The organism is Latilactobacillus parasakei, assembly GCF_049674265.1.
In the GTDB taxonomy this organism is placed as follows: Bacteria; Bacillota; Bacilli; order Lactobacillales; family Lactobacillaceae; genus Latilactobacillus; species Latilactobacillus sakei.
On sequence record NZ_CP186861.1, the window covers coordinates 2100035 to 2112064 of the forward strand.

The following is a 12030-nucleotide window of genomic DNA, read 5'->3' on the forward strand; positions in this document are numbered from 1 at the left end:
ACTTTGAATATAATCGAAATTTAATCAAATGGCAATCCTAAATTAAGGAATTTGTGAATAAAATCGTTTAAGCTATTGCAGGTTTTATAGCTTATAATAGGATAAAAGAAAAGTTATTGGAGGATGAACGCTATTGGAAAACGGACGAATCAGACGTGCCAGCCGCTTTAATAAAACCCGTTTTGTTTTTATTTTAAAAGGGTTATTAGTCGGGGGTGTGACAGGATTAGTAGTCAGTTTGTTTCGACTTGCGATTGAAAAGGGCTTAGCACTAACGATTAAGTTGTATCAAAGCTTGCATAGTCAACCACTTAACTGGTTGTGGTTAATCGGTGCTAACTTGCTAATAGGCTTGGTTGTGGCGCAGCTATTGAAAAAAGAACCTAATATCAGTGGTTCGGGGATTCCCCAAGTGGAAGGGCAGCTAGAAGGTGAATTTGAACTAGCTTGGTGGTCGATTCTTTGGCGGAAATTTGTTGGTGGTATTTTAAGTATTGCGCCAGGCTTATTCCTAGGACGGGAAGGACCCTCAATTCAATTAGGGGCGGCAGTCGGTCAAGGCGTTGCGGACCGCTTAGATGATCACGGCGCTGATCGCCGCATTTTAATCGCCGGTGGGGCAGCGGCTGGTTTATCGGCCGCCTTTAACGCACCAATTGCTGGAACCTTTTTCGTGTTGGAAGAAATCTATCATAATTTTTCTCCGCTTGTTTGGCTAACTGCATTGACCAGTGCAATCGGAGCCAATTTCATCTCATTGAATTTTTTCGGATTAACGCCCACATTGCACATTACGTATACGCATAATTTACCGATTAATCAGTATTGGCATCTAATTCTTTTAGGGATTGTGCTCGGGTTGTTGGGCTATGTCTATCAAAAAACGTTGCTTTGGTTACCACAGTTTTATAAGCGATTACCAGTGCCTAAATATTATTGGGGCTTATTGCCGTTAGCACTTGTACTGCCCATCGGTTATTTTTGGCCAACGGTCTTAGGTGGCGGGAATGGTTTAATCACGCAATTAGGCCAACAAGTGCCAACTTTAACAACGGTGGCATTGTTACTGGTTTTGCGATTTGTTTTCTCAATGATTTCGTATGGTTCTGGCTTGCCAGGGGGGATTTTCTTGCCCATCTTGTCACTGGGAGCGTTAATTGGGGCCGTCTATGGTTTGGTGATGGTCCAACTGGGCTGGTTAGCACCTGTTTATGTTCCTAATTTAATTATTTTTGCGATGGGCGGTTATTTTGCCGGCATCGGGAAAGCACCGTTTACGGCGATTTTATTGGTGACCGAAATGGTTGGGACACTTACCCATTTAATGCCGCTGGCAATTTTATCATTAGTCGCGTATGTTGTGGTTGATTTGATGGGTGGCGCACCGATTTATGCATCATTATTACAACGCTTAATTGGCCAACCTAAAACCGATATGGCACAATTTAAGGATCGTTTGGAAGTACCGATTTTTGCCGGGGCACCATTGGAAGATCATCAAGTCCGCGATGTTGCTTGGCCGGAAACTTGTTTATTAATTGCCGTGCGGCGCGGCGAAGCGGAATTGATTCCGCATGGTGATACGCTGATTCGCGCGGGTGACACCTTGGTCATTTTAACCGATCATCACTTACGAGCAACCGTTCGCCGACAGATTGAAGCCGCTGCCCAAACCTTAAAAAAAGCGGATGAGAATCTCGTGAAATAATTGATAAAAAAGTGGTGATTAACTACTTTTTATGCTAAAGTATTAAAAGACAGTGTAGATAGAAAGGTAGGGAATTAGGTTGGAAAATCTTATCCTGAACTTATTATTAATCGATTCAATCTTGATTGTGATCGCAGTCATGATGCAACCAAGTAAACAACAGGACGCTTTGAGCGCATTATCAGGTGGCTCTGGTGATTTATTTGGTAAGCAAAAGGCCCGTGGCTTTGAAGCTTTCATGCAGAAAGTGACCGTCGTTTTAGGGGCTTTATTCTTCGTCTTTGCAATTGCATTAGTTTATTTATCATCACACTAAAGCAAGTAGGACGGATCGAATTCTAATAAGAACGTTGATGCGGTCTCCTGTTCAAATAGCAGGAGACCTTTTTAAATGAATTAAATCGGTCAAGTACTGGAGGCGGGTTTGAATGCAGTATCGGTTACCACAACCTTACTATTATGATAGTGGCTCAGTTGGCGTGGTGCTATTGCACGCTTACACAGGAAGTGCTAATGATGTTCATATGATGGGCCGTTTTTTAGAGAAACAGCAAATCAGTGTGCTTGCACCGCACTTTACGGGGCACGCCACTTTTGAACCATTCGATATCTTAGAAGAAGGTAATGTTCAAGCTTGGTGGGCGGATACAACGGCTGCCATTCAGAAGTTACAAGTTGCTGCCAAGAAACCACTATTTATTTTTGGGTTGTCATTGGGTGGATTGTTCGCGATGCGCGCAATCGAAACGATGCCAGCGGTGATTGGTGGTGGCATTTTTAGCGCGCCAGTACTAGAAGGACCAACTGATAAATTAGAACCGCTATTTCTGGGTTATGCGCAACACCTTTATCAGATGGCTGAAAAAACGGCCGCTGATCAAGCCGTTCAATTGGCCAAGATTAAGCAACAATTACCACAACAACTACAAGCAATCGCTGATTTTAGCGCGTTAGTCACCGCCGATTTAGATCAGATTGGTGATAAGCCTGTCTTTATCGGTCAAGGTGGTCAAGATCAGGTGATTGATCCTAATGGCGCATCAGTATTAAAACAACGCTTAGAAGCACAGCAAACACCAGTTGATTATCACTGGTATGACAATGCCGGTCACGTGATTACAGTCGATCGGGCGCACCACCAATTAGAAACAGATGTTGAAGCATTTATTAAACGTTATGAGAAATAAGAAAGAGGTGTTGATTTGACACAAGTTGACCAAATGAAAGCTGCCATCTTAGCCATTTTTGCAGCAGATGAAACGCAACAATTAAACGTATCAGAAATCAGTGAACGAATCGGTGTGGCCGGCTCACAAGGATTCAAAGATTTAGTGAAAGTATTAGCCGAATTAGAAGGGGACAAGCACCTTTTAATGGATGATGCCGGTAAATTCAGATTACCAGCTAGCCAACGCTTAGTTGAAGGGGTTTTCCACGCCAACGATCGGGGTTTTGGTTTCGTCTCAATGGTTGATAAAGAACCAAGTGATCCAGATATTTTTATCGCACCACCAAACACAAACTTCGCAATGAATGGTGACACTGTTGAAGTGGCCATCATCAAAGAAGCAGAAGAAAACAGCCGCCGCGGTCCTGAAGGGAAAGTGGCTAAAGTGATTACGCGGGGGATTGAAGAAATCGTCGGCGAATTCATGCCTTATTCGGATATCCAAAAAGAAAAAACAGGCTTGATTGGTTACATTCAAAGCCATGCTAAAAAATTAAGCAGTTATTTAATTTACTTAACAGATAACGGTTTACACCCTCAAAAAGGGGATATGGTCCAAGTCGATATTACATCATACCCAAGTATCGATACACCCGGCCAAATGCGCGGGATTGCCAAACAAGTCTTAGGAAATAAAAACGATCCTGGTGTTGATGTTTTATCAATTGTTTACCAACATGATATTAAAACAGACTTCCCAGAAGAAGTTCGTTTACAATCAGAAGCTATTCCAGATACTGTTTTAGAAACAGATAAGTTTGGCCGTAAAGATTTAACCGACCAACCAGTTGTGACGATCGATGGCGACGATTCAAAAGATTTTGATGATGCCGTTAATGTCCGTCAATTGGACAATGGTCACTTCTACTTAGGCGTGCATATTGCCGATGTTAGTTATTATGTTACAGAAGGCTCACCATTAGATGCTGAAGCGCTCGAACGTGGGACAAGTACTTACTTAACTGATCGCGTGATTCCAATGTTACCATTCCGTCTTTCTAACGGGATTTGTTCATTAAACCCAGACGTTGAACGATTGGCATTAACTTGTGAGATGGAAATTGACGAACATGGTAATGTGGTCGATCACAATATTTTCCCAAGTGTTATCAAATCAACCGCTCGAATGACTTATAACAACGTTAATAAGATTTTGACGGACCAAGATGCTGACTTACGTGATCAATACGCACGTTTGGTGCCAATGTTTGAAACAATGGCTGAATTACATGAAATCCTCTTGAAGAAACGTCATAATCGTGGCGCAATCGACTTTGAAGAAGACGAAGCTAAAATTATTGTTGATGAAAATGGTAAGGCAATTGATATTGAATTACGTCAACGCGGTCTTTCAGAACGCATGATCGAATCATTCATGTTGGCGGCTAATGAAACTGTTGCAGAACATTACAGTACTGCTAATGCACCTTTCTTATACCGGATTCATGAAACACCGGATACTGATAAGATGAAGAACTTCTTCGAATTTATCACAGCTTATGGCATTCAAGTCCAAGGCTCAAGCAAAAAAGTAACACCAATGATGTTACAAGAAGTCTTGACGCAAATTGAAGGTCAACCTGAACAACCTATTATTACAACGATGTTATTAAGAAGTATGCAACAAGCACATTATTCAGATGAATCACTGGGTCACTTTGGTTTGGCTGCTGAATTCTATACGCATTTCACATCACCAATTCGTCGTTACCCTGATTTAATGGTCCATCGTTTGATTCATAACTATGCAACAAACGGCATGACGATTGAAGAAAAAGAAAAATGGGCACCTAAGTTACAACCAATCGCTGAACAAACATCACTTGAAGAACGACGTTCAATTGATACGGAACGTGAAGTTGTTGATCTTAAGAAAGCTGAATACATGCTTGATAAGGTTGGTAATGAATACGATGCTGTTATTAGTTCTGTGACAAGCTTCGGGATGTTTATCGCCTTACCAAGTACGGTTGAAGGCCTTGTACACATCTCTCAAATGAAAGATGATTACTATAGCTTCGTTGAAAGTCAATTGGCTTTAGTGGGCGAAAGAACACATAAGATGTTCCGAATTGGCCAACCAGTACGGGTTAAAGTCGCTAATGTTGACTTAGATGCACATTCTGTAGACTTTGAATTGTTAGCAAGCGAGGAAGTTCCCTTGGCTTCTGCTGAAATTTTGAGTAAGATAGAAGCAAGACCTAAGCGCCCAACTCGCCCAAGAGACCATGAAAAAGGCGGTCAACGACGTGGTGACCAAAAGAAAAACAGTCATCCAAGACGGCCAGTGGCTAAAAAGGACTCACAAAAACGTACTTTTAAAAAGTAGGTGATTGAATGGCAAAGAAACATCCACAAAAACCAGCTAATTTGATTGCACAAAATAAAAAAGCTGGGCATGATTACAATATCCTTGAGACATTTGAAGCAGGTTTAGTTTTAACCGGGACCGAGATTAAATCGGTTCGTAAGGGAAAAATTAGTTTGCGTGATGGCTTTGCACGTGTTCGTAGGGGCGAAGCTTATCTAGAAAATGTCCATATCAGTCCTTATGAGCAAGGCAACCAATTTAACCATGATCCATTGCGTAACCGAAAATTATTGTTACACAAGAAGGAAATTGCTAAAATTGGTGCTTTGACCAAGGACAAAGGGATTACAATTGTCCCGTTACGTGTTTATTTAAAACACGGTTTCGCTAAAGTTTTAATCGGCGTTGGTGAAGGGAAACGGGAATACGATAAACGAGAAACGCTCAAGCGTAAGGAACAAGATCGTGAAATGGCAAGAGCACTTCGAAAACGTTAATCAAAAAGAGGTCAGACAATATTGTCCGACCTCTTTTTTTGATGACTATTTAGATTGGCGCTGAATTAACAATGCGAGAATCAGGGCGCTGATAATTGAGATGAAACCGATTAGCCAAAATAACAAAGCCAACGACTGATAGTGCTGATTTGTCGCCAAAATAATCATAAATGCTGCGAATAGACATAGCAAAATAATGGCTTTTTGGATAATAATGCCCCCTAATCAGTTGAATGATGGCGCTTTAACGACTATTATAGGTGGTTGGAACGAACTAAACAACAGTTTTTATATTAGTTAATACTAAAACGTAATAGCATTAACCATCATTATTCTGTATAATTAATCTGAAATAGTGATAACGTAGGGGGAGGGCTTAACCAAGATGCGATTCAAGAAAATGGTTTTAATGATGTTAACAGGACTCATAATCATTGTGACAACGGCGGGCTCAGTCAGTGCTGCCAGTCTTAGCGAATTAAAACAACAAGAAGAACAAACACAAAAAAGTATCGATACCATCAACGGTAAAATTCAAAGTACGTTAACCAAAGTGAATGCTAAGTATCAAGAAGTTGATCAGTTAAAAACGAAAATTACAGAAAATGAAGAACACATTAATAAGGCTGAAACGATCTTAGCAGCTCAAAAAAAAGAATTAGCGGCACGAAAGGACTATGCCAAGTCCCATTTGCAGGCATTACAAAAATCTGAAGATAACCGGGATGTATTAAATACCATATTGTCGGCTGATTCATTAAGTGACCTATTGAGTCGCGTTTATACTTTGACGATTTTACAAGATGCAGATAATCAGAATATGGCTGATTTAGCGACTAGTTATCAGAAAATGGTGACGATTCAAAAACACTTAGAAGAAAGTAAGGCCGCTTTAGACAAACAGAAAAAAGATTTGGATCAACAAACGGCTGATTTACAAAAGCAAGTTGACCAGATGAAAAAAGACCTAAGCCAGAGTCAAAAGCAACTAACTGATATCAGTAAAAAGAAGATTGAAGAACAAAAAAGAGAGGCTGAGGAGCAAGCCAAAGCAGCTGCCAAGGCAAAAGATGAAGCTGCCGCTAAAGCGGCTAATCAAAAACTATCAGCCGTCAATAATCAACAGCAAGCGGCACTAGCTGCTGCCGCCAAGGGAAAACCAGGACAAACGATTGATGTGCAAGCAACTGCTTATTCAACGGCAGAACCGGGTTTAAGTCGCTACGGTGCGACGGGGATTGATTTGGTGAAAAATCCTAATTGTATTGCTGTTGATCCAAAAGTTATTCCGTTAAATTCGCTTGTTTTGGTACCAGGTTATGGCTATGCAATTGCAGGTGATACGGGTGGTGCCATTAAGGGCCATATTATTGATGTGCACTTTCCAAGCGTTGCCCAATGTGTCAGTTGGGGTCGGCGGCACATAACGATTACAATTATTAAATAAATTCAAAACAGTCTCCTAGTTGGGGCTGTTTTTTTAGTAAAAAAGCAGAAATTTAGCATATTAATAGTCAATTTAGCAAAATTTTACTTAATTTAATAATATGTCTGTTGAAACATGTTCTTTAATACTATAAACTGGTATATGCCTCATCTTGCTTGTTTAAAGCACCGCAAACTAACTTAAAGGATATCTGATGAAAAAATATTTAGGAATACTGCTCTTATATAACTTGGGTAAATGGTGCCATCAGCCGCTAATAACAGTGGTTGCCGTTGCTTGGTTGGGGTATGCACTGTATCAATTTGTGCGGACGCATAAGGGTCAGGATGAAACAGAGGATGCTGAGGAGCTAACGCCGCCACAAACGCTTATTGAAGATGTACAGGTTGCGTACCATTACATACCAACGACTCATTTTGAACAGACAATGAATCAGTTGGATAAACCTGGACAATCAGGAGATGTGTTAGTCGCCGAAATGGCACAAGAACGACCGGTTGGTGCAATTGCCTTATTAACGACAGGTATTTTAAAAGCACGCCAGTCAGCTATTCAAAGTGGGCTGATTACGCGAAGCGATGAAAAACGTAAACAGGCCAATACGCCGGGATACGACCTAGTCAGTCATCAATATGCAGAAGTGGCTGGAAAAAAGGTCAATTTATATCATCGGACGCACCTGTTGCCCTTTCGCTTTACGCTTTCAGAAGGCGACGATATTGACGGTTTATTATTTACCGGCACAGCGCATTTGAATCATGGGGATCGGCCAAGCATTAATTACCTCATGCCTAATAATCAAGCACGGGTAAATCAATTATATGCGGCCTATCAAAATAACCATTATCGACTAACCTTGCGGGATACACATGTTCCAGGCGAAGTTGCGGGCACTAATTATTCATTGGACGATTTTGAGCAATTGGCGACGCGGATTATCTTGAGTAAAAAGCAATCTGAGACTGAATTTAAGTATGAGGTCAGTTGCCATTACGATGAACAAGAGGTTGTGCCGCAATCAATCACCGTTAACTTGTGGGATTTGACACACCAAGCGCTAGCTTTTAGCGCAACGCTGCCCAATACGCTCTAAGCAGGTACGGTCAACTAAAATAAAAATATTAATATTTTGTTCAAATGCTAACTTAGCGCCCAGAAAAACCAGATTTAAAGACTGTTAACGCTGTATATGTGGGCGGTATCATAACTTTCTAACACTACGATTAGTAAATTATAAAAAATTTGATATTATTTCTAATCAATAAAGTGAATAATGTTCAAAATAGTCAATGACACTAATCTTTTTATTAAGTTGAGGGAAGTTGGTTGAAATATAGTTTTTAATACTATAAACTGGTTATAACGCTTTAAGTCATAGTGAGTTGAAGTTTAATTAAAGAAATGTCGTTTATAATCAATTAATTGCATAGAATAAGACGAACAAATAATTTATGTTTTGATTACTTTATCTTTATCTACTTAAAGTAAGTAAGTGGTTTGCGGGAAATCGTCTTAATTTATGATAATCAGTGATCTGAACGGCATATAGGAGGTAAAACATGGATGCAACTAATAAGTCCGACCTAATCGGTGATTCATGGTCTGATTTTATGGAATTCGCAGGATTATACCGGTGGCTCATTAACAATTTGAGTGAATCGATGAACCGAGAAAGTCAAAAATACGGGTTATCATTTGATCAATTCTTAGTGATGCACGAAATTAAGAACAACGATAACGAAACAACAAACAGTGCTTTAGCAGACAAGATGCAAGTTAGTCGCTCTGCCATTTCACGTCAATGTCGTTCGTTACGGAAGATGGCCTTCATCGCTGAACAATCAGACGAAAAAGACCAACGGATTCGTCGTGTGCATTTAACTGAAAAAGGGTTACAAGTTTATCATCACTTACTTTATTATTACTTGGATCTTTACAATGATCTTAAAAATGAAGTGGGTAAGGATAAAGTGGATGCTACTATCGGTCAAAGTAAAGAAATCTTTGAACGAATGGTTTCAATGAACCTTAATCGACCAGAAGCAAAATAATTTATTTAAAGGAATCTTGGTAAGGCTTATTACCAGATTCCTTTTTTTGTACAGCCAAATCAGTATCCGGTCTTGCTTTTCTTTGTTAGAATAGAGGAAGCGACTTTACGAATTTAGGAGGAACACGATGGGTTCTCAAAAAAGTTTATTATTAATTGATGGTAACAGTGTAGCGTTTCGAGCGTTTTACGCGATGCACCAAGTGTTAGACAGTTTTACCAATCAAGATGGGTTACATACCAACGCCATTTATGCGTTCAAGAATATGCTAGACATTATCTTGAAACGATTTGAACCAACACATGTTTTAGTAGCTTTTGATGCGGGCAAAACGACTTTTAGAACGGCACAGTTTGCCGACTATAAAGGCGGTCGTTCTAAGACACCACCAGAATTAACGGAACAGTTTCCCTATATTAAGGAATTATTGCACGCTTATGGCATTCAGACGGCTGAATTAGCCAACTATGAGGCCGATGACATTATTGGGACGTTGGCGAGCCAAGCAGAACAAGATGGCTTTGTTGTCAATATCGTGACGGGTGATCGGGATTTAACACAACTAACAACAGATAAAACGACCGTTAATATCACGGTCAAAGGTGTCAACGATACAGAAGCCTACACACCAGAACATGTACAAGAAAAATTAGGCTTAGCACCTAGTCAAATCGTAGACTTAAAGGGTTTGATGGGTGATACCTCTGATAATTATCCGGGTGTCACAAAGGTCGGCGAAAAGACGGCGCTGAAACTCCTAACGGAATTTGGGAGCATCGAAGGGGTCTACGAAAATGTCGATGCAATGAAAAAGAGTAAGATGAAGGAACATCTGATTGAAGATCGTGATCAAGCCTTTATGAGCAAAAAATTGGCGACGATTTTGCGGGATGCACCGATCGAAACGACGTTAGCGGACATCACGTATGAAGGCCCAAACATCGATACGTTGATTGCTTTTTACCAAGAGATGAACTTTCAAAACTTTTTAAAGCAGTTAAACGTGACACCAGAAACGACTGAACCGGCGGAAAACTATCAATACACCGTTTTGACGTTGGATAATTTAGAAACGGTTCAAGCGATTAAAACACCGGTTGCCTTCGGGGTTGAAATGTTAACCGATAATTACCATACCGCCGATTTAATTGGCTTTTACATCGGTGCACCAGATCATTGGTATGTCAGTGATGATGTTGCGCTACTAGCTGAACCAGTATTGAAGGATTGGTTGGAAGATGCGAGCCATCCTAAAGCGGTCTTTGATGTTAAACGGACGCAAGTGGCAGCTAATCGATTAGGTGTTCATTTAGCGGGCGTTGAGTTCGATTTATTATTAGCATCTTATTTATTGAATACGACGAATAACAGTAATGATTTAGGAACGGTTGCTAATTTACACGAGTATCAAAATGTGCAAACAGACGAGGCCGTTTATGGGAAAGGTGCCAAACGGGCTGTCCCAACTGAACCAGCCTTGTTGTATCAACATCTTGTTCAAAAAGCGGCGGCCATTTATCATTTACAACCACAACTTGAAGAACAATTGAAGGAACATCAACAATTCGATCTCTTTACGGATATGGAATTACCATTGGCCCTCGTATTGGCGCAAATGGAAATAACAGGGATTCGGGTCGATGCTAGTCGCCTGCAACAAATGGGCTCGGAATTCAGCCAGACCTTGAAGATTTTGGAAGAAAAAGTTTACGCTGAAGCTGGCGAAACCTTCAACATTAACTCACCTAAGCAACTGGGCGTCATTTTATTTGAAAAAATGGGCTTACCAGTCATTAAGAAGACAAAGACGGGCTACTCAACCGCTGTCGATGTGCTTGAACAATTACGGCAGGATGCACCGATTGTTCAAACAATTTTGGATTATCGTCAAATCGCCAAGATTCAATCAACCTATGTTGAAGGGTTATTGAAATCAATTCATCAAGATAACAAAGTCCATACGCGTTATTTACAAACCTTGACGCAAACCGGTCGCTTATCGTCAGTTGATCCTAACCTACAAAACATTCCAGTTCGTTTGGCAGAGGGCCGCAAGATTCGCCAAGCCTTTGTTCCAAGCCATCCAGACTGGCAAATGTTTGCTTCTGATTACTCGCAAATCGAATTACGTGTATTGGCACACATCTCAGGGGATGCCAATATGCAAGAGGCCTTCAAAGAAGATCGGGATATTCATGCGAATACTGCGATGAAGATCTTTGGTTTAAATAGTGCTGATGAAGTGACACCAGATATGCGGCGCCAAGCTAAGGCTACGAATTTCGGGATTGTTTATGGGATTAGCGATTATGGTTTATCTCAAAATATTGGGATTTCACGGCAAGAAGCCAAACGCTTTATCGACGCTTATTTCGAACAATATCCGGGTGTCCAACAATTCATGGTCGATATTGTTAAAAAAGCGCGCGAAGAAGGCTATGTCGAAACGCTTTTCCACCGGCGTCGTTATTTACCAGATATTCACGCTAAGAACTTTAACCTTCGTTCTTTTGCAGAACGGACAGCGATGAATACGCCAATTCAAGGTAGTGCTGCGGATATTATCAAAGTGGCAATGATTTTAATGCAACAAGAATTGAAAAAGGCGAACTTACAAGCCAGAATGTTATTACAAGTACACGATGAATTGATTTTTGAAGCACCAACTGAAGAAATACCAATCTTACAAAAATTAGTCCCAAGTGTGATGGATTCAGCCGTTAAATTAGCGGTGCCATTGAAGGTCGAAAGTGGTTTTGGCCCAACTTGGTACGATATTAAGAAATAA

The 12030-nt window shown here is 40.5% G+C and carries 9 protein-coding genes; all 9 read left to right on the plus strand.

Annotated features, from left to right (window positions below):
- Window positions 1–133 precede the first annotated feature (133 nt).
- The gene (locus ACPBEH_RS10405) at window positions 134–1708 is read left to right on the plus strand and encodes a ClC family H(+)/Cl(-) exchange transporter (protein WP_424349124.1); all 1575 of its coding nucleotides are present in this window, start codon (window positions 134–136) and stop codon (window positions 1706–1708) included.
- A 79-nt stretch (window positions 1709–1787) separates the two neighbouring features.
- Window positions 1788–2024 carry a preprotein translocase subunit SecG gene (gene secG / locus ACPBEH_RS10410; RefSeq protein ID WP_056947376.1) on the plus strand — a complete coding sequence of 79 codons (237 nt, stop codon included), beginning with the start codon at window positions 1788–1790 and terminating at the stop codon, window positions 2022–2024.
- Between the two features lie 112 nt (window positions 2025–2136).
- Window positions 2137–2895, plus strand: coding sequence for an alpha/beta hydrolase (locus tag ACPBEH_RS10415; RefSeq protein ID WP_424349125.1), 759 nt, complete (start codon window positions 2137–2139; stop codon window positions 2893–2895).
- 15 nt (window positions 2896–2910) lie between these two features.
- On the plus strand, window positions 2911–5265 hold the full coding sequence (gene rnr, locus ACPBEH_RS10420; protein ID WP_016265461.1) for a ribonuclease R: 2355 nt from the start codon (window positions 2911–2913) through the stop codon (window positions 5263–5265).
- An 8-nt stretch (window positions 5266–5273) separates the two neighbouring features.
- Window positions 5274–5744 (plus strand): SsrA-binding protein SmpB, encoded by a 471-nt coding sequence (gene smpB, locus ACPBEH_RS10425; protein ID WP_011375103.1) that lies wholly within the window; start codon window positions 5274–5276, stop codon window positions 5742–5744.
- A 385-nt stretch (window positions 5745–6129) separates the two neighbouring features.
- Complete coding sequence (locus ACPBEH_RS10430) at window positions 6130–7191, plus strand: 3D domain-containing protein (protein WP_424349126.1); 1062 nt, start codon at window positions 6130–6132, stop codon at window positions 7189–7191.
- A gap of 193 nt (window positions 7192–7384) precedes the next feature.
- A complete protein-coding gene (locus ACPBEH_RS10435; RefSeq protein ID WP_424349127.1) occupies window positions 7385–8284 on the plus strand; it encodes a hypothetical protein in 900 nt (299 codons plus the stop codon).
- 466 nt (window positions 8285–8750) lie between these two features.
- Window positions 8751–9242 (plus strand): transcriptional regulator, SarA/Rot family, encoded by a 492-nt coding sequence (locus ACPBEH_RS10440; protein WP_424349128.1) that lies wholly within the window; start codon window positions 8751–8753, stop codon window positions 9240–9242.
- Window positions 9243–9369: 127 nt separating this feature from the next.
- A complete protein-coding gene (gene polA / locus ACPBEH_RS10445) occupies window positions 9370–12030 on the plus strand; it encodes a DNA polymerase I (protein ID WP_424349129.1) in 2661 nt (886 codons plus the stop codon).

Bases quoted from the DNA above. Each gene is read 5' to 3' on its own strand.
- ACPBEH_RS10415 (WP_424349125.1), top strand. From the start codon at position 2,137: ATGCAGTATCGGTTACCACAACCTTACTATTATGATAGTGGCTCAGTT.
- smpB (WP_011375103.1), top strand. From the start codon at position 5,274: ATGGCAAAGAAACATCCACAAAAACCAGCTAATTTGATTGCACAAAAT.
- ACPBEH_RS10430 (WP_424349126.1), top strand. From the start codon at position 6,130: ATGCGATTCAAGAAAATGGTTTTAATGATGTTAACAGGACTCATAATC.
- ACPBEH_RS10435 (WP_424349127.1), top strand. From the start codon at position 7,385: ATGAAAAAATATTTAGGAATACTGCTCTTATATAACTTGGGTAAATGG.
- ACPBEH_RS10440 (WP_424349128.1), top strand. From the start codon at position 8,751: ATGGATGCAACTAATAAGTCCGACCTAATCGGTGATTCATGGTCTGAT.
- polA (WP_424349129.1), top strand. From the start codon at position 9,370: ATGGGTTCTCAAAAAAGTTTATTATTAATTGATGGTAACAGTGTAGCG.